This is a genomic window from Flavivirga aquimarina, from assembly GCF_030540835.1.
Taxonomy (GTDB): Bacteria; Bacteroidota; Bacteroidia; order Flavobacteriales; family Flavobacteriaceae; genus Flavivirga; species Flavivirga aquimarina.
This window is the reverse complement of the sequence record NZ_JAUOEK010000101.1, coordinates 1-18,874: the sequence shown is the minus strand read 5'-3', so window position 1 is coordinate 18,874 and position 18,874 is coordinate 1. Positions and strand designations below refer to the sequence as shown.

Annotated in this window: 16 protein-coding genes; 7 read left to right on the top strand and 9 right to left on the bottom strand. The window is 32.0% G+C overall.

The features are described from left to right. The first annotated feature begins 15 nt into the window (after positions 1-15). From purU to Q4Q35_RS08800, 3 genes are all read left to right on the top strand, one after another. Complete coding sequence (gene purU, locus Q4Q35_RS08810) at positions 16-870, top strand: formyltetrahydrofolate deformylase (RefSeq protein ID WP_303277601.1); 855 nt, start codon at positions 16-18, stop codon at positions 868-870. 355 nt (positions 871-1,225) lie between these two features. Further along, entirely contained in the window at positions 1,226-1,936 is a 711-nt protein-coding gene (locus Q4Q35_RS08805) for a DUF4197 domain-containing protein (RefSeq protein WP_303277600.1), read from the top strand. A 250-nt stretch (positions 1,937-2,186) separates the two neighbouring features. Next, a complete protein-coding gene (locus tag Q4Q35_RS08800) occupies positions 2,187-2,363 on the top strand; it encodes a Lacal_2735 family protein (protein ID WP_303277599.1) in 177 nt (58 codons plus the stop codon). A gap of 210 nt (positions 2,364-2,573) precedes the next feature. Here the strand turns inward: Q4Q35_RS08800 and Q4Q35_RS08795 are convergent, their stop codons facing one another. The 5 genes from Q4Q35_RS08795 to prfA form a co-directional block, all read right to left on the bottom strand. Then, positions 2,574-3,395, bottom strand: a complete 822-nt coding sequence (locus Q4Q35_RS08795) for an ABC transporter substrate-binding protein (RefSeq protein WP_303277598.1) — start codon at positions 3,393-3,395, stop codon at positions 2,574-2,576. Position 3,396: 1 nt separating this feature from the next. After that, positions 3,397-4,272, bottom strand: coding sequence for a sugar phosphate isomerase/epimerase family protein (locus Q4Q35_RS08790; RefSeq protein WP_303277597.1), 876 nt, complete (start codon positions 4,270-4,272; stop codon positions 3,397-3,399). A 424-nt stretch (positions 4,273-4,696) separates the two neighbouring features. Further along, positions 4,697-5,515 (bottom strand): orotidine-5'-phosphate decarboxylase, encoded by an 819-nt coding sequence (pyrF, locus tag Q4Q35_RS08785; protein ID WP_303277596.1) that lies wholly within the window; start codon positions 5,513-5,515, stop codon positions 4,697-4,699. A gap of 7 nt (positions 5,516-5,522) precedes the next feature. Continuing rightward, positions 5,523-6,197: a signal peptidase I gene (lepB, locus tag Q4Q35_RS08780; protein WP_303277595.1), complete on the bottom strand. Its 675-nt coding sequence runs from the start codon at positions 6,195-6,197 to the stop codon at positions 5,523-5,525. Positions 6,198-6,228: 31 nt separating this feature from the next. Beyond that, a complete protein-coding gene (gene prfA, locus Q4Q35_RS08775) occupies positions 6,229-7,305 on the bottom strand; it encodes a peptide chain release factor 1 (protein ID WP_303277594.1) in 1,077 nt (358 codons plus the stop codon). Positions 7,306-7,708: 403 nt separating this feature from the next. On the opposite strand from prfA, the gene Q4Q35_RS08770 reads away from it, so the two are divergent. Beyond that, a complete protein-coding gene (locus Q4Q35_RS08770) occupies positions 7,709-8,371 on the top strand; it encodes an ATP-binding cassette domain-containing protein (RefSeq protein WP_303277593.1) in 663 nt (220 codons plus the stop codon). A gap of 56 nt (positions 8,372-8,427) precedes the next feature. On the opposite strand, the gene Q4Q35_RS08765 is transcribed toward Q4Q35_RS08770, so the two are convergent. The 3 genes from Q4Q35_RS08765 to Q4Q35_RS08755 form a co-directional block, all read right to left on the bottom strand. Next, entirely contained in the window at positions 8,428-10,947 is a 2,520-nt protein-coding gene (locus Q4Q35_RS08765) for an adenosylcobalamin-dependent ribonucleoside-diphosphate reductase (RefSeq protein WP_437439741.1), read from the bottom strand. Between the two features lie 220 nt (positions 10,948-11,167). Continuing rightward, a complete protein-coding gene (locus Q4Q35_RS08760) occupies positions 11,168-12,139 on the bottom strand; it encodes a DUF3078 domain-containing protein (RefSeq protein WP_303277591.1) in 972 nt (323 codons plus the stop codon). A gap of 69 nt (positions 12,140-12,208) precedes the next feature. Beyond that, entirely contained in the window at positions 12,209-13,387 is a 1,179-nt protein-coding gene (locus tag Q4Q35_RS08755) for an AIR synthase related protein (protein ID WP_303277590.1), read from the bottom strand. Between the two features lie 352 nt (positions 13,388-13,739). Between Q4Q35_RS08755 and Q4Q35_RS08750 the strand changes: the two genes are divergently transcribed. Together Q4Q35_RS08750 and Q4Q35_RS08745 are read left to right on the top strand one after the other, a co-directional pair. Beyond that, positions 13,740-14,153: a helix-turn-helix domain-containing protein gene (locus Q4Q35_RS08750; protein WP_303277589.1), complete on the top strand. Its 414-nt coding sequence runs from the start codon at positions 13,740-13,742 to the stop codon at positions 14,151-14,153. A 32-nt stretch (positions 14,154-14,185) separates the two neighbouring features. Then, on the top strand, positions 14,186-14,581 hold the full coding sequence (locus tag Q4Q35_RS08745) for a VOC family protein (RefSeq protein WP_303277588.1): 396 nt from the start codon (positions 14,186-14,188) through the stop codon (positions 14,579-14,581). A gap of 391 nt (positions 14,582-14,972) precedes the next feature. Here the strand turns inward: Q4Q35_RS08745 and Q4Q35_RS08740 are convergent, their stop codons facing one another. Continuing rightward, positions 14,973-17,159, bottom strand: coding sequence for a glutamine synthetase III family protein (locus Q4Q35_RS08740; RefSeq protein ID WP_303277587.1), 2,187 nt, complete (start codon positions 17,157-17,159; stop codon positions 14,973-14,975). A 279-nt stretch (positions 17,160-17,438) separates the two neighbouring features. Between Q4Q35_RS08740 and Q4Q35_RS08735 the strand changes: the two genes are divergently transcribed. Beyond that, a complete protein-coding gene (locus Q4Q35_RS08735; RefSeq protein ID WP_303277585.1) occupies positions 17,439-18,455 on the top strand; it encodes a glutamine synthetase beta-grasp domain-containing protein in 1,017 nt (338 codons plus the stop codon). Positions 18,456-18,874: the final 419 nt, after the last annotated feature.

Sequence of the window (18,874 nt, the reverse complement as noted above, 5' to 3'; positions counted from 1 at the left end):
TCGATTTTGAATCTCATGAATAAAATTACACTTTTAATTCATTGTAAAGACCGTTCTAACATCATTGCTTCTGTAACAAATTTTATTGCTAATGAAGGAGGTAATATTGTTTATATAGACCAACATGTAGACAGAGAACAAGACATTTTTTTCATGCGTTTAGAAAGCGAATTCATAGAAGACAGCTTCTCTACTAACAATTTTAAGGAATTATTTAAGAATACTTTGGCTAATGTGTTTGAAATGAAATGGCGTATTTATTCTTCTGCAACCAAGCCAAAAATGGCTTTGTTTATTTCTAAATACGATCATTGCTTATACGATTTGTTAGGACGTTACAACTCTGGTGAACTTAACTTAGAAATTCCGTTTATAATAAGTAATCATTTAGATCTAAAACCTATTGCTGATAATTTTAAAATCCCATTTTATCATATTCCTGTTACTAAAGACACTAAAGAAGAAGCCGAAAACAAACAATTGGAATTATTAGAGCTGCACCAAATAGATTTTATAGTTTTAGCTAGATATATGCAAATTGTTTCCGGAAAACTTATTGATAAGTATCCTAACAAAATAATTAATATTCACCATTCTTTTCTTCCTGCCTTTGTTGGTGCTAAACCTTATCATTCGGCCTATAAACGTGGTGTGAAAATTATTGGAGCTACGAGTCATTATGTCACTGAAGAACTTGATGCCGGACCTATAATTGAACAAGATGTAGCCCATGTATCTCATACACATTCTATTCAAGATTTAATTGCCAAAGGACGCGATTTAGAAAAAATTGTTTTGGCTAATGCTGTTAAACTACATTCTGATAGAAAAGTAATGGTTTATAATAATAAAACGGTTATTTTTTCTTAGTTAAACTTTATTTTTAAAAAAAATAAGCAGCTGATTATCAATCTGTTTAATTAATATCACATAACATTTAAGCAATTTTTTACATTATTTTTAAAAAAAATTGTGACTTTTCTTTTTTCTTCGTGTCTAAAAAATAGGTTTAGTGAAAAATAATCTATTGACACTTAAAGGTTAAATTTTAATTAGATTATTTTGGTTTGCAGAAAAGGCATCTTGATTTCAAGGTGCCTTTTACATAAAGCAATTTTCTAAAAAAAAAATTAAGTTAAATGAACCGATTTAATATTAGAAATAATATTTAAAGAGGTTTCATCTATAAAATATATCTTTGTTAAACATATAAAACCCAAAAACTATGATTCGTAAATTCTTAATTATTCTCCTAATTTTTAATCTTACTGCATGTGCAGAATTGCAACAAGTTGTTAATCAATTACCACAAAGCGAAGGTGTTTTAAGCAATACTGATATTGCTTCTGGTTTAAGACAGGCATTAGATTTTGGAATAGACAAACAAGTTACAAAACTGACTCAAACTGACGGTTTTTTTAAAAATGAATTAGTGAAAATATTACTACCTGAAGAATTACAAAAAGTTGACAAAACGCTTAGAGATATTGGCTTAAGTAAATTAGCAGACGAAGGCTTAAAAGTGCTTAACAGAGCGGCTGAAGATGCCGTAAAAGAAGCTACGCCTATTTTTGTTGACGCTGTTAAGGGGATAACATTTGCCGATGCTAAAAATATTCTGCTAGGCAATAACGATGCAGCAACTCAATACTTAAGTAGCAAAACCAAAACAGCTTTGTATAATAAGTTTAATCCGGTTATAAAAAGTTCGTTTGGTAAAGTTGGAGCTGATAAAATTTGGAGCAATTTGATAAACAAGTACAATAATATCCCTTTTACTAATAATGTGAATCCGGACTTGACAGACTATGTTACCGGGGAGGCTTTAAAAGGTGTATTTACTATGATTGCTGTTGAAGAAACGGAAATTAGAACGAAACTATCTTCTAGAACAACAGATTTATTGAAAAAAGTTTTTGCTTTGCAGGATAAATAAACAAAACATTACGGTTTTAAAGAGGTCTGAAAAGTCATTTTATTTACTTTACAGACCTCTTTTATTTATACGTCCTATATTATTTATTGCATCTCCGGCTCATAAAACCATCCTTTCCACTTTGTTTTCTCTTATAATACAATACTCACAACTATCTAAAAATGAACATGTTTCAATAAAAATAGTTCTGTTATTCTTTTTGATTTCTGAATAAAAAATGTATATTTAGTTACTTGTTATTTCCGTTTGCATGAAAAGAATAGACAACATAAAGGATGATCAAGGAAAACTTCATCAACGTTACAAAGAACTTGTTGAACAAGCTTATAATTTTCGTCAAACTGATTCTGCTTTAAGTGACATTTCCGAATATCGAGCTATTAAACTGCTCGATAAACTTAATAAGCTAAAATATTTAGCTAGGTAATACTCCTATTTACTGACTGTTATATAAAAATTTAGTAATTATTTAACTTTTTTGTTACGTCTAATACATGCCATTATTCGTACTTTATATATAAAAAAGAAGTTATGAGTACACATTTTTGTAGGGTTGGTAAAATAAAACCAAACTTAAACAAGCTAATTAGCTTAAAAGAATTAGAAAAAAGCATTGCAAACTTTGTAGATGATACTACTAAGATTGATTATTCTCAAGACTTAGGCGCAAGTTTTTAAAGTATTTAAAAGCTTTTATCAGTCTGGAGCCATACCAGGAAAACATCTCACCATCTGCTAAAATCACTTCTGCGTTGGGATAAAACTTCTGGATATCTCTTTTATGCTTTTCTTTAAACGGGTAAGGTTCACTAGATAAAAGCACAGTATCTACGTCTTTATTAATAATCGATTCACTAAGTTCTATTTCAGGGTAACGATTCTCTTTTTCGAAAATATTTTCAAACTTATTAAGCTTCAATGCATAATTAATAAAGGTGTTATTAGCAGCGACCATCCAAGGATTTTTCCAAATAAAATAAACTGCTTTTAATATGGGTTTATTTTTAATGAAAGTCTTGAAATCTTTTATCTCTCCTTGTATTGTATTAATTATAGCAAACGCTTCACTTGATTTATTAAAAATTACACCGTATTGATGAATCAACTCTAAACTATCATCAATTATGAAAATATCTGAAATATGTACATTACAAATGGTTTCGCAAGCTTCGACAATGTCTTTAGTATTCTCTTCTTTATTACAAAGAATAATATCTGGTTGTAACGCTTTAATTTTATCTAAATGAATTTGCTTAGTACCACCAACCACAGCTACATCTGTTCTTATATGCTGCGGATGAATACAAAATTTGGTAACACCAACTAGTGCATTTTCTAAACCTAAATCACATAATAATTCGGTTTGACTCGGCACTAACGAAATAATACGCTTTGGAGTTTCTTTTAAATGAATGCTTCGACTTAATTGGTCTTTTATAAGATTAATAGTTTTCTTCATACTACTCTAATATAGAACCTACCATCAAAGAGTTTAATCCTTCAATATTACGCTCTAAAACGCTTTTTGCATCGTCATTTTCTACATGACCTAATATTCCCCATGGGCCATCAAAAACCTCATCCATTATTAGTAGTTTTATCATCTCTGTTTCATAATCACCACTTCCAATGGGTAAAATTTTTGATCCTTCTTTCTTCATACCATTTAAATTGACCGAAGCTAAATAAGGCTTTATTTTTTTTATAATTTGAGGAAAGTCCTCTAAATAATCGTGAGCATGGTGAAAGTTATATACCATTTTCAAATTGTATTCAGGAAGCGCTTTAATAATCTCAACTTGATTATTCGGATTACCAAACCATCCCCGGTGATTATATAACGCAATATCACAACCTATTTCTTTTGCTTTCGTATTTACAAACTTGATCATCTCTATAGCCGTTTCCATTGATTGCTCTTGAGTACGATCTTCAAAAAAGTTATTGCTAAAGCTTAGCCACAAGGTAGTTTTAAGTTGTGATTTCTTTACAATATCGAACATCCTATTGTTTGATGGGCTTAACTTACCAAGGCTGTCTCTTTTTGCATTAAGCCATAGCCAAACAGAAATGATCTCTATATTGTTTTCTTTAGCTAATTGAAATTCGCTTTCCATATCATCTAAATGCTTGTCTTTCCAGTCATAAGCATATTTAACAAAGCCCATATCTTTTAACATGTGTATGCGTTGGGCAGGGGTTCTTTCTATGGAATCAAACATGACTACACACCACGGGTACATATCTTTCATTTCTATGTTTCTGTCTCCTTGGTTAGCGCAAGAAAAAATAAAAACGAAAAGCAAAAAAATGATTAGTTTACTGTAGTTTTTCATATTTTTTATATTAATATTTAATTTGTATGTGATTTTCATCTACGCCTAACACCAAGTTAATTTCAAAACTAGTAGTTCCTTTTGAAAATGTATAGTTTCAATGCTTAGATATAATGAACTATATATACCACTATGCACAGATTTTAATCAATTGTTGTGCAATCGGAACGTCTGCCTCAGAAAGTCTCCAATTCATCAGGTCCTTGGGGTCAGCCCAAACATAATTTATTATGATCAATTAAATCGTAACTAGCCTTTTTAAACTGGCATATATAACTAAATTAGCTCAGTGGTTTTCTTCAATTCCCTCTATTTCTCCAAATAAAATTTGTCTAGACACTAAACTTTAGTTTTTAATTACTAACAGTATGAAACAAAAAAACGAAAAGAAAATTAAAGGTACAAAACTATTCAATCAAGAAAACTAATAGCGTTTTAACTCTACTTCCATCTCTTGTTGAAGTTCTTTGGCTTTTATAGCAGCTGCTTCGGCAAAATCGGGGTCTTTAGATGCGTAAATAATCCCGCGAGAAGAATTAATAAGTAAGCCTATTTGATGATTCATTCCATATTTACAAACGTCTTGTAAATTACCACCCTGGGCTCCAACTCCTGGTACTAACAAAAAGCTGTCTGGGATAATTTGCCTGATATCTGCTAAATATTCTGCTTTAGTAGCTCCAACCACATACATTAGGTTTTCTGAATTCTCCCAAGTTTTAGAAGTTTCTAAAACCTGCTTGTAAAGCTCTTTTCCTTCAACTGTTTTCGTTTGAAAATCAAACGCTCCTTGGTTGGATGTTAATGCTAAAAGTATGGTATGTTTATTTTCGAAAGCCAAAAAAGGCTCTACGGAATCTTTACCCATATAAGGCGCCACAGTTACAGAATCGAAAGCCAAATCTTCAAAAAATGCTTTGGCGTACATGGTACTTGTATTACCAATATCGCCTCGTTTAGCATCTGCTATCGTAAAAATTTCGGGATGCTTTTCATTTAAGTAATTAATGGTTTTCTCTAAAGCTTTCCATCCTTTTAAACCATAAGCTTCATAAAATGCTGTATTGGGCTTATAAGCGACACATAAATGGTGTGTGGCGTCAATAATTGCCTTATTGAAAGCAAAAATAGGGTCTTCTTCTTTTAAAAGGTGTTCTGGAATTTTATTTAAATCAACATCTAATCCTATACACAAAAAGGATTTCTTTTTTTTGATTTGTTGTATGAGTTCGTTTGTTACCATTGAATTATTACCAAATATAAATTATTGTACCTAAAATATCCTCTTTATCAACCAAACCTGTGATTCTTGAATCAATTGAATTCTTTCTATTATCTCCAATTAAAAAGTATTTATTTTTAGGAATTTTCAAAGGTCCAAAATTATCAAGATTCCAATCTTTATTATAAACTCTACTCACATTTTCATTTCTTTCATTTAAAGGCTCAATATCTCTTTTTAGATTAAACCTTAATTCCTTAACTAGACTTTCATTCAAGTACACCACCATTGAATCTTGATGATATAAAAAATAATTAAAATTATTATCCTTGATTACAGGTTCTACATTTTCATAAAAATACTCTTTACTGCATTTATAAAGCCTTCTCAATTCAATTTCATTATCTACGAGTAAGTTATTTACATAAAGGTTTCCTTTTTTTATTTGTACAACATCGCCGGGTAAACCAACTAATCGCATAACAGCTTCGAATTTCCCTAAATCTTCAAATTCTGTATTAAAACAAACAAAATCTAGTCTTTCTGGCTTTACTAAACTAGTCCAAATAATTCTTGCCCCTTCCTTTATACCAGGTTCGTTAGCTGTAGATGGATAATTATAAAATCTAAGAATATTAAAACTCCAAAGTATTAATTGTATAATTCCTATAGCAACTAAGAATATTAAAGTTTTTTTCTTCATAAAAAAAGCCTCAAAGTAGAGGCTAAATATTTTAGATTACATCATCATTAGCCTTTAACTTTTCAGTGTTTTCAGCTAACATCAATTCATCAATGATTTTTTGTATATCTCCGTTTACAATATTACTTAAATCGTAAAGTGTTAAGCCTATTCTATGATCAGTTACACGGCCTTGTGGGTAATTATAGGTTCTAATCTTAGCACTTCTGTCTCCAGATGACACCATACTACCACGTTTAGCAGCATCTTCTTCTTGTTTTTTCGCCAACTCTAAGTCGTATAATCGAGAACGCAATACTTTAAAGGCTTTCTCTTTATTTTTATGTTGCGATTTCTGGTCCTGACATTGTGCTACCAAGCCAGTAGGAATATGCGTTAAACGTACTGCCGAATAAGTAGTATTCACTGACTGCCCTCCTGGACCTGATGAACAGAAAAAGTCAATACGTACCTCTTTTGGGTTGATTTCTACATCAAACTCTTCTGCTTCTGGAAATACCATAACTGTGGCGGCACTTGTATGTACACGCCCTTGAGTTTCGGTTTGTGGTACACGTTGCACACGATGTACGCCGGCTTCAAATTTTAAAGTTCCGTAAACATCTTCTCCACTAACCTCAAACTGAATTTCTTTAAAACCTCCATTAGTTCCTTCACTAAAATCTACAGTATCTACGCGCCAACCCCTTCCTTCACAGTATTTAGTGTACATTCTAAACAAATCACCCGCAAAAATACTCGCTTCATCACCACCAGTTCCTGCTCGTAATTCAACCACTGCATTTTTAGCATCTTCGGGGTCTTTAGGAATTAAAAGCACTTTTATTTCTTCTTCTAACTTAGGAATACCTTCTTTAGCCTCATCATACTGCATTTTGGCCATTTCAATCATTTCGGCATCACTCCCATCTGCAATAATGGATTCAGCTTCCTTTAAATTGTCTGTAAGTTCTATGTATAATTCTCGCTTATCCATAAGAATTCGCAAGTCTTTGTATTCTCTATTAAGTTCTACATAACGTTTTTGGTCTGTAATTATATCAGGTTGAATAATTAAATCGCTAACCTCATCAAAACGCTGCTTTACTATTTGTAATTTCTCTAACATCTACCTTTTTAATTGGGAATCAAAAATACGATAATTTATGAATTTTCAGCACGAATACATCCGCCTATTAATCATTAGATTAGAATAATATTCAACTTACAACGTTTCTAATCATATATATGAATCAATTATTTTCCATATTCGTTTTTTACAGGCCTTTTATTTTTTGGTCTTTTGGCCTGAATATTGTTTTCTCGTATTTAGAATATGATATTATTCCTTTTCTTATTGCCAAACTAGTATTAGTTGTTTTCTTATGGTACTTTATAAATGAGACAAGCGCAAAACGAAAACTAATATTTTACAAAAACTTAGGTATTTCTACTTTTAAATTGTTTTCACTTTTATTTGTTATCGACCTGTTTTTAAGTATTCCCTCTCTTTTACTTCTTAAGGAATTTGTATGATTATAGAGATTGATAACGTCGAACTTTATTTTAATAATAAACTCATTTTAAATGGTGTTTACTTAAAAGTTGAAACAGGAAAAATTACAGGCATTCTAGGAAGTAATGGTTGTGGAAAAAGCTGCCTTTTAAATATTGTTTTTGGTAATCTAAGAGCTAAATATAGCTTAGTAAGGATTAATAATACTCCTATTTTAAAACCACTATACCAAACCAAATTAATTAGTTATTTGCCTCAACACCATTTTGTTCCCAATAAGATAAAAATTAAGACCGCCTTTAACCTTTTTCAGGTAGACTGGGATACATTTGTTAATGTATTCGAAACATTTATTCCATTTAAAAACCTTTATTTCAATAAGTTATCTGGTGGCGAACGTAGAATAATAGAAATTTACTTAATATTAAAATGCTCAGGAAAAATAGCGCTTTTAGATGAACCTTTCTCTCTTGTTGCTCCTTTATACATTGAAAGAATAAAAGCACTCATTGAGGGTGAAAAACAAAATAAAGCTATTATAATAACCGATCATATGTACAGGCATCTTATTTCTGTTTCTGATACTATTTATCTTTTAAAAAATGGTAGCACTAAGCTTATTAATGATTTAAAAGAACTAGAAGATTACAAGTATTTAAGTATAGGTACTTTAGATTAAATAAGAAGAAGATATATTTACTTAAACATATCTTCTTCTTATTTTTATGCTAGATATTAGCCACACTTTGAAGATCCGCAGTCTTTACAAGTCAAACAACCTTCTTGATAAATTAAGTTTTTAGACTTACAAGAGTCGCAAGTATGTCCTTTAGCCTGTGTGCCATCTTCCACATAACGTTTTAATGCACGACCTACACCATTTTTCCAGGTATTAATAGACTCACTATCCAATTGTAAACTATTAATTAAATCAACAATTTTATCAATGGGCATACCATGACGAAGCGTACTGGAAATAAGCTTTGCATAGTTCCAGAATTCTGGATTAAATTTATGAGATAAACCTTCTATAGTCGTTTTATAACCTCTCTTATTTTCGTATTGAAAATCGTAACGGGATAAACCATTTTCTGTTTTGTTCTTTATTATTAATCCGTTGTTTACCCAACGAGGAATTAAAATACCATCTTCATCATCTGTTAATCCAGTAAAAATCTCATAAGGTTTATCATCAATAATACCTATAAAAGCTATCCATTTTTCTTTATTATTCTGAAAACGAACTACATCTGCTTCCAATACCTGAGGACGCTTTACAGGAAATGTCGTTAATAAACTCGACTCTTCTTCTTTTTTTTCATCATTGGAAATTAATACACCAGAACGAGAACCATCTCTATAAACAGTTACACCTTTACAACCTACTTCCCATGCTTTTAAGTATAGTTTTCCCACTAAATCTTCAGAAACATCATTAGGCAGGTTTATCGTTACACTTATCGAGTGATCTACCCATTTTTGAATAACACCTTGCATGCTCACTTTACTTAACCAATCTACATCATTAGAAGTTGCTTTATAATATGGCGACTGTTTTACCAAATCATCTAACTCATCTTGTGAAAAGTTTTTAGAGGTATCAATGCCATTTACTTCCATCCATTGTTTAAATCTGTGATGAAAAACGACATATTCTTCCCATGAATCACCTACTTCATCAACAAAATCCACACGTGCTTCTTTATCGCCCGGATTCACTTTTCTTCTGCGTTTATAAACTGGTAAAAATACAGGCTCAATTCCAGATGTTGTTTGCGTCATCAAACTGGTTGTTCCTGTTGGCGCTATAGTAAGTAGCGCAATATTTCGTCTACCATATTCCAACATTTCGTAATATAGCTTACTATCTGCTTCTTTTAAACGCTGTATAAATGGATTGTTTTTTTCGCGTTCTGCATCAAAAATAGAAAAAGCGCCACGCTCTTTAGCCAAATGTACCGATGCCCTGTAGGCTTCTATAGCAATTGTTTTATGTACTTCTAACGAAAAAGCATTACCTTCCTTACTACCATATTGAATACCTAATGCAGCCAACATATCACCTTCTGCTGTAATACCAATACCCGTTCTACGTCCTTCTTCTGCTTTTTGTTTTATATTAACCCATAAATTACGCTCAGTCGCTTTAACCTCATTCAACTCTGGATCTTCGTCAATCTTTTGTAAAATAGTATCAATTTTTTCCAGTTCTAAATCAATGATATTATCCATGAGGCGTTGCGCCGCTACAATATGCTTTTTGAATAAAGAAAAATTAAACTCAGCATGTTTTGTAAAAGGGTTTTCTACATAAGAAAATAAATTAATTGCCAACAATCTACAAGAATCGTAAGGACATAGAGGAATTTCTCCACAAGGGTTTGTAGACACAGTTTTATAACCCAAATCTGCGTAGCAATCTGGAACAGATTCTTTTATAATAGTGTCCCAAAATAAGATGCCCGGTTCGGCTGATTTCCAGGCATTATGTACAATCTTTTTCCATAAATCGTTCGCTTTTATTGTTTTTAAAACTTTAGGGTTTGCACTAAATATCGGATATTTTTGAATATAATCTGAACCATTTTTTACAGCTTTCATGAAATCATCATCCATTCTAACAGACACATTCGCTCCAGTAACTTTACCTTGTTCTAATTTTGCATCAATAAAGTCTTCTGAATCCGGATGGTTAATTGAAACTGATAGCATTAATGCCCCTCGTCTACCATCTTGTGCAACTTCTCTGGTCGAATTAGAGTAGCGTTCCATAAAGGGGACAATGCCCGTAGATGTTAATGCTGAGTTCTTAACGCTAGAGCCTTTGGGGCGGATATGAGATAAATCGTGCCCTACACCTCCTCTACGCTTCATGAGCTGAACTTGCTCTTGATCAATTTTCATGATACCACCATAGGAATCTGATTCTCCCGAATTCCCGATTACAAAACAATTAGAAAGTGACGCTATTTGAAACGGGTTTCCTATTCCCGCCATAGGGCTACCTTGCGGCACTATATATTTAAAATCTTTAATTAAATTAAAAATAGTATCTGCCGATAATGGATTAGCATATTTTTTTTCTACTCTTGCCAGTTCGTTGGCAATTCGAAGGTGCATGTCGTTTGGAGTTAGCTCATAAATATTTCCTTGAGAATCTTTAAGTGCATATTTATTTAACCATACACGTGCTGCTAAATCATCATTGTTAAAATATTTTAATGATGCGGTATAAGCCTGGTCTTGCGTGTACATTTTTGGTAGCGTTTTTGTCACATTTTCATTCATTGGTAAGTTGTTGTTTTCGGATTATTCAATTAAGGTATAAATATAGCTAAAGTGAACAACTCAAAGCATGACAAAAATCATAAAGTTTACAAGAAATAATACTTAAATAACTGATTTTAAGAATTATAATTATTTATTAACACAAAAAAGTTAACAAATTTTTGAAATAAAAAGAAAAGTATTCATTTTAAAAATCAACAGCAAATCCAACGCCTAAAATCTGTTTCCACTGCAATTTAGCACCAGCTTCATCAAACTCGCCTTCAACCTCTGAAGGTTCGGTTGTTTTTACATCATCATCATACCTAAAATGAGATCCTAGAGTGGCTCTTATAAAACTATTCACTTTAAAATTAAAATCGATTTGCCAATCTAAATCTACATTTCCAAAATTATTTACATAGTCGGAATACAAACTCACTTTATGCTTCATATTAACATTATCAACAACCTCCATTTCATAGCTATTAGTCATCAAAATACCTACTTCTTTTCTTAAACGCTCTCCCGGTATAAGCACATTGCCGCTTTCGTCTAGAACAGCTGGTTCAACTCCAAAAGATCCTGCATTAGCCAAATCTTCATCTAATACAAAAGTTGCCTTTAAAGTTATTGGAGAGAAATAAAACGATAATTTTTCAATATTTTTTCCGTATTCCATACCACCACCAAAGAATAAATATCCTGGAGCCATCAATCTGGAAATTGGTACTTCTTTATTTGGATACGAATACCCATTAGTAAGCTGGGTTTTAAAATTAAGCTTTGCAGAATAAAACCAATCTGACGATTCGTTGGGTTTATAACCAATATCTGAATTAATTTCAAGTAAATCATCTGTTTTTCTTAATTCTCTGGCTTGTTGTTTATTTATACCATAACGTACAGATGCATTATTTCTCCACGAGAAATATTTATCACTATAATTTGCTGAAGATTGCATTCCAAAAAGACCAGATATAGAATTACTACCACCAGAATTCCAATTAACAAATGCAACTTCGCTTAAATCTATAGTTGCTTTATTTTTTTGAACCCATTGTGGCCCACCTTCCTGCTCTTGCTTTTCTTTATTCTTTTCTTGTAAAAACAGCGAATCAGGTTGTGCAGAAATAAATTGAAAAAAGAAACAAAGAGGGATTAATAGAACATTTTTCATAGTATAGCCTTGAATTAGTTGTACAAATTTACAAATCGCTATCAATAATCATACCATATTAAATAAAATTTAATAATCAAATACTCCAAACTCAGATTTTATAGTGAGTTTTTTTGTTTTTGAAGCTTCTACTCTACCAATTATTTTAGCATTAACTTGAAAAGATTTAGAAATAGCGATAATATTTTCGGCAATTTCTGGCGATACATATAATTCCATTCTATGACCACAATTAAACACTTGGTACATTTCTTTCCAATCGGTTTTAGATTGTTTTTGAATGAGTTTAAATAATGGCGGAATCGGAAACATATTATCTTTTATAATATGCAACTCATCTACAAAATGAAGGATTTTAGTTTGAGCACCTCCACTGCAATGAATCATTCCATGAATATGTTCGCTGTTATATTCTGATAATATTTTTTTAATAATTGGCGCGTATGTTCGTGTTGGCGATAGCACTAATTTACCAGCATCTATAGGAGCATCGTCAACAGCATCTGTTAATTTTACACCTCCAGAATACACCAAATTTTCTGGAACTGATGCATCATAACTTTCAGGGTATTTTTCTGCCAAATACTTACTAAAAACATCATGACGGGCAGACGTTAAACCATTACTTCCCATACCGCCATTATATGTTTTCTCGTAAGTTGCTTGTCCAAAAGACTCCAATCCAACAATAACATCTCCTGCTTTAATGTTTGCATTATCAATAACATCGTCTCGTTTCATTCTTGCTGTTACCGTAGAATCTACAATAATAGTTCTTACCAAATCTCCAACATCGGCGGTTTCTCCTCCGGTAGAATGAATAGTAACTCCAAACGATTTTAAGTCTTCTAGCAATTCTTCTGTTCCATTTATAATTGCAGAAATAACTTCTCCCGGAATTAAATTCTTGTTTCTTCCTATGGTAGAAGACAACATAATATTATCTGTAGCACCTACACAAAGTAAGTCGTCAATATTCATTATTAATGCATCTTGTGCAATACCTTTCCAAACTGAAACATCTCCGGTTTCTTTCCAATACATATAAGCTAAGGATGATTTTGTTCCGGCTCCATCGGCATGCATAATCAAGCAATAATCCTCATCATTTGTCAAATAATCTGGGACTATTTTACAGAATGCTTTTGGAAACAATCCTTTATCAATATTCTTAATAGCATTGTGCACATCTTCTTTTGATGCCGAAACACCACGTTGTGCATATCGTTTTGAAACTTCTTGACCCATAATCTTGTATTGTGATGCAAAAGTAAAGTAATATTTTAAAAATATATTAGCATATTCGAAATAGGAATAACGTTTTATCAACAAAGTTTTTCATCAAACACAAACAATATTCCTTTACTAGATCCCTGTTTTCGCAAGAATGACAATTCAATTAGAAACCTCAATGTTATCATCGAGGAATTTCTTACACCTTTTTTGAATTATAAAACCATGCTTTTAGTAACACGGTTTTCTAAAAATTACAACTTTGCTTTATTGAACTTTTCTTGACTTTATCAGGAAAAAAATATAACTTCGTTTAACTTCTGATATAAAGCATTAAAGCGATTTCATACCATTATAGTTGGCAGTAATGAACAAAATGACATTCTATCAAAAAGAAATCAATCGAATTAAAGGAATTTGCTATTCTAACGATAGACAAATTCAAACCGTAATTGGAATGCGAAATTATATTGAGAATAACTTCGACAAAGAATTGAACTTGGATTTACTCTCACACATCAGATTTACTTCAAAGTTTCATCTTCTGAGATTGTTCAAAAAATACTACGGACAGACACCAAGACAGTATTTAATAGACAAAAGGATTACAAAATCAAAAATCTATTTAAGAATGGGAATGTCGGTATCAGAAACTTGTTATTCGGTCGGATTCGAAAGCCCAAGTTCATTCAGCACACTTTTCAAAAAAAAGACTGGAAAAACACCAACTGATTTTCAAAAAGAGCAATTTTCGCAAAGTCAATCTAAAGTTGATTCTTGAAATTTGGAGTATCTAATTAAAAATCAAAAAAGATGAAAATAAAAGTATTAAGTATTCCTGTTCAAGACCAAGAAAAAGCTCTAAAGTTCTATACCGAAACATTGGGATTTATAAAAAAAGTGGATGTTCCGCTAAGCGAAGAAAATAGGTGGTTAACAGTTGTAAACAAGGAAGAACAAGACGGAGCCGAAATATTATTAGAACCTTCACCCAAACATTTTGAACCTGCCAAAACTTATCAAAAGGCACTTTTTGATGCTGGGATTCCATATACTCAATTTAATGTTGAAAATGTGCAACAAGAATATGACAGACTGAATAATCTTGGAGTCGAATTTAGTGTAAACCCAACAGAAATGGGAACTGTAAAAATTGCTGTTTTCAATGACACTTGCGGAAATAAAATACAAATAGTCGAAATGCTATAGGATAAACACTACCACCAACAAGGTGTTTTTTTCCAATCTTGCTCTAGAGATCCCTGTTCGACTGTTGTAGTGGACGAATCTATATCTGAAGTTTCATTTTCGCATGAACTTAATAATAGACTTATTAAAACCACATTTGAGCATAAGAATATTTTTTTAGGAACGGTTTCGTTGTATTATTTTTAAGTTATTTTGAAGGTGTAAACGTTAGAATTAAATAACCTTCAAGCTAATGAAAAGCAGGTAAGCATGGGGCCTTTGCCCCCGCTATGATGTTTTGTAACCTTTCGACTCCACTCAAGACAGGCTACAAGCCCGACCCTTTTTTTGGGGTAACGCCCAACTTCTTGATACAGTTTCTAAACATTAAAATTACTAGAAGTAACAAACACTATCTTGTAAACAACAATTCTCTATACTTGGTTAGTGGCCAAATCTCATCATCAACCAATAATTCCAATTTATCACAATGGTAGCGTATATCATCAAACAAAGGTTTCACATCATTACAATAACCTAATGCTTTCTTTTCTATATCCTTAATGGCATTTACCTTTTTGCGTTCGTTTATCATTTTTGTAACATTGACATTAATGCTTTCAATATGACTGGAAATTTCTTCAATTAAATCTATTTGTGCTTTTGATACAGAATTAAACTTTTTATCAAATATTTCCTTTAAACCTCTAACGTTTTCAATTAAAATATTTTGATATTTTACAGCAGTTGGTACTATATGATTACGTGAAATATCCCCCAATACGCGGCTTTCTATTTGAATATGTTTTATATAGGCTTCAATCTCAATTTCATAACGTGCTTCGACTTCAATCTTACTCATCACATTCATTTCTTCAAATAATGCAATGGTTTGTTTTGATACCTTGGCTTTTAAAGCTTCAGGGGTCGTTTTATTATTACTTAAACCTCTTTTCTTAGCTTCTTCTTCCCATGCTTTATCATAACCGTTTCCTTCAAATAAAATATTTTTAGTCGATTTAATGTATTCTCTCAATACATTGAATATAGCTTCGTCTTTCTTTAAATCTTTCTTATCAATTAACGCATCTACTTCAATTTTAAAATCTCTTAATTGTTTCGCTACTATGGTATTTAAAATGGTCATAGGGCTTCCACAATTCGCTGTAGAACCTACTGCTCTAAACTCAAATTTATTACCTGTAAATGCAAAAGGAGACGTTCTGTTTCTGTCGGTATTATCAAGTAACACATCAGGTATTTTACCAACAACATTTAATTTAAGTTCTGTTTTTTCTTGTGGTGATAATTTCCCTTTAGTAACACCTTCTAATTCTTCTAAAACCTTGGTTAATTGCTCCCCTATAAATACTGAAATTATTGCTGGAGGCGCTTCGTTAGCCCCTAATCTATGGTCGTTTCCGGCCGAAGCGATCGCTGCTCTTAAAAGCGCTTCATGCTCATGAACCGCTTTAATAGTATTAATAAAAAATGTTAAAAATTGAAGATTACTCATCGGGGTTTTTCCTGGCCCCAATAAATTAACACCTGTATCTGTAGACAAAGACCAATTATTATGTTTACCAGATCCATTAATACCTTCAAATGGTTTTTCATGAAGTAATACTTTAAAGTTATGGCGCGATGCTACACGCCCCATAATATCCATTAAAAGAGAGTTATGGTCTACCGCTAAATTAGCTTCTTCATAAATTGGCGCTAATTCAAATTGGTTTGGAGCTACTTCGTTATGCCGGGTTTTTACCGGAATACCTAAAAGCATACATTCTGTTTCCAGTTCGCGCATAAAATTTAATGCTCTACTGGGAATAGATCCAAAATAATGATCGTCTAATTGCTGTCCTTTTGCAGGAGAATGTCCTAATAATGTTCTTCCGGTTAAGGAAATATCCGGACGGCTCGCTGCCAACATTTTATCTACTAAAAAATATTCTTGCTCCCAACCTAAAGACGATGATACTTTCTTTACATTTTTATCAAAATATTTACAAATTGCTGTTGCTGCATCATCTACAGCATGCAATGCTCTTAATAATGGAGTTTTATAATCTAATGCTTCACCAGTATAAGCCACAAAGATGGTTGGAATACACAGTGTTGTACCATAAATAAATGCCGGAGATGTAGGATCCCAAGCTGTATAACCTCGTGCTTCGAATGTATTTCTAATACCTCCACTTGGAAAACTGGAAGCATCTGGTTCTTGCTGTACTAATTGAGTTCCTCCAAATTTTTCAATAGCTATACCATCTCCAATAGTTTCAAAAAATGCGTCGTGCTTTTCGGCAGTAGCTCCGGTTAATGGCTGAAACCAATGTGTGTAATGTGTTACTCCTTTAGATAAAGCCCAATCTTTCATTGAAGAAGCCACTTGATCTGCAATACTTCTATCTATTTTTTTGCCGTATTCAATCGCATTTGTAACACCTTTAAAAGCATCTTTTGTTAAGTATTGACGCATGGTACTCTCATTAAATACATGCTTTCCAAACAAATCCGACCTACGTTCTTTTTCCTCTACGATAATTGGCTTGTATGCAAGGGACTCTTTAATAGCGTGAAATCTTAATGTTGACATTCTCAGTTAATTAATATTAGTTTTGAGCAATAATTTATATATTACTGCAAAAATAAGTAGCTAAAACAATAAAAACATTAAAACATTAAAATTTATTGTTAACATTTTTTCAATTTTTATATAAAATAATACTCTTTTTTTAAAATAAACCCCAAAATTATGGGGTATAAACAAAAATAACTGATACTTATATTAAAATACCCCCTTTAAACTTGAAGTATTTATATAAAAATATATATTTGTGATTATTATTAAAATTTCATTCATAAAATATTTATTATGGCAAAAATCAAATTAGAATATCTTTGGTTAGATGGTTACAAGCCAACTCAAAATTTGAGAAGTAAAACCAAAGTAGAAGAGCATGAAAACTTTAAAGGAACATTAGAAGAGTTAAGTACTTGGTCTTTTGACGGTTCATCAACAAAACAAGCAGAAGGAGGTTCTTCAGACTGTTTATTAAAACCTGTTGCGATATACCCAGATCCTGCTCGTATTAATGGATATTTAGTAATGACTGAAGTTTTAAATGCAGACGGAACACCGCATGAATCTAATGCAAGAGCTACTATTGATGACAATGATAATGATTTCTGGTTTGGTTTTGAGCAAGAATACTTTATCATGGATACACATACACAATTACCTTTAGGATTCCCAATTGGAGGATATCCTGGACCACAGGGTATGTACTACTGCTCTGTTGGTGGAAAAAACACACATGGTAGAGACTTTGTAGAAGAACATGCTAATTTATGTATCGATGCTGGTTTAAATTTTGAAGGTATTAACCAAGAAGTTGCCAGTGGACAATGGGAATTCCAATTATTTGCTAAAGGCGCTAAAAAAGCTGGTGATGAAATTTGGATTGCTAGATATTTACTAGACAGATTAACTGAAAAGTACGGATACTATATCGAATACCACCCTAAACCAGTAAAAGGTGACTGGAATGGTTCTGGTATGCACGCAAACTTCTCTAATACAACTTTAAGAACTTGTGGTTCTCAAGAAGTTTACGAGAAAATATGTGAAGCATTTAGACCTGTTACTAAAGAACACATTGAAGTTTATGGTGAGTTTAACGACCAACGTTTAACTGGTTTACATGAAACAGCTTCTATTACTGATTTCTCTTATGGAGTATCTGATAGAGGGGCATCTATTCGTATTCCTATTATTACTGTAGAAAAAGGATGGAAAGGATGGTTAGAAGACAGAAGACCTGCTTCAAACGGAGATCCATATAAAATTGCTGGTAGAATTGTTAAGACTGTTAAATCCGCTAACATCTAATAATATTTAACTAGTATTATTTGTTCATAATAAGAAAAAGACCGTCTAAAAATATTAGGCGGTCTTTTTGTTTTTGGTGATTTCTTTAAATTTAAGACTGTTTATTTTCTTGAAATTCGTTTATAAAAACGAGCGTTTTTTTACTTACATTTTCACTCACTAGAAAACTATTTAAATCCCTTAATTGAAGTCATTTGGACAAATCAACTCCTACCCCTATTCAATCTCTTGTAGAAGTTTTTCACTTATTCTTGACAAAAAAAAGACTGCTTTTTCAAGAGGCCACTGAAAAAGTCTATTAAGACTTAAATAGTAATGAAAAGGAGTAGAAATCGAAGATTTTCTACTCCTTTTTTTGTATCTTAAAAGAGTAAAAATATTCTTTTACCTATGCTAGATCAACAACAAAAAGTTCAATT

Coding starts and splice junctions, on each gene's coding strand:
- Q4Q35_RS08770 (WP_303277593.1), top strand. CDS start 7,709: ATGATTATAGAGATTGATAACGTCGAACTTTATTTTAATAATAAACTC.
- Q4Q35_RS08765 (WP_437439741.1), bottom strand. CDS start 10,947: ATGTACACGCAAGACCAGGCTTATACCGCATCATTAAAATATTTTAAC.
- Q4Q35_RS08745 (WP_303277588.1), top strand. CDS start 14,186: ATGAAAATAAAAGTATTAAGTATTCCTGTTCAAGACCAAGAAAAAGCT.
- Q4Q35_RS08790 (WP_303277597.1), bottom strand. CDS start 4,272: ATGAAAAACTACAGTAAACTAATCATTTTTTTGCTTTTCGTTTTTATT.
- Q4Q35_RS08755 (WP_303277590.1), bottom strand. CDS start 13,387: ATGGGTCAAGAAGTTTCAAAACGATATGCACAACGTGGTGTTTCGGCA.
- Q4Q35_RS08795 (WP_303277598.1), bottom strand. CDS start 3,395: ATGAAGAAAACTATTAATCTTATAAAAGACCAATTAAGTCGAAGCATT.
- Q4Q35_RS08735 (WP_303277585.1), top strand. CDS start 17,439: ATGGCAAAAATCAAATTAGAATATCTTTGGTTAGATGGTTACAAGCCA.
- Q4Q35_RS08805 (WP_303277600.1), top strand. CDS start 1,226: ATGATTCGTAAATTCTTAATTATTCTCCTAATTTTTAATCTTACTGCA.
- lepB (WP_303277595.1), bottom strand. CDS start 6,197: ATGAAGAAAAAAACTTTAATATTCTTAGTTGCTATAGGAATTATACAA.
- Q4Q35_RS08800 (WP_303277599.1), top strand. CDS start 2,187: ATGAAAAGAATAGACAACATAAAGGATGATCAAGGAAAACTTCATCAA.
- pyrF (WP_303277596.1), bottom strand. CDS start 5,515: ATGGTAACAAACGAACTCATACAACAAATCAAAAAAAAGAAATCCTTT.
- prfA (WP_303277594.1), bottom strand. CDS start 7,305: ATGTTAGAGAAATTACAAATAGTAAAGCAGCGTTTTGATGAGGTTAGC.
- Q4Q35_RS08740 (WP_303277587.1), bottom strand. CDS start 17,159: ATGTCAACATTAAGATTTCACGCTATTAAAGAGTCCCTTGCATACAAG.
- Q4Q35_RS08760 (WP_303277591.1), bottom strand. CDS start 12,139: ATGAAAAATGTTCTATTAATCCCTCTTTGTTTCTTTTTTCAATTTATT.
- Q4Q35_RS08750 (WP_303277589.1), top strand. CDS start 13,740: ATGAACAAAATGACATTCTATCAAAAAGAAATCAATCGAATTAAAGGA.
- purU (WP_303277601.1), top strand. CDS start 16: ATGAATAAAATTACACTTTTAATTCATTGTAAAGACCGTTCTAACATC.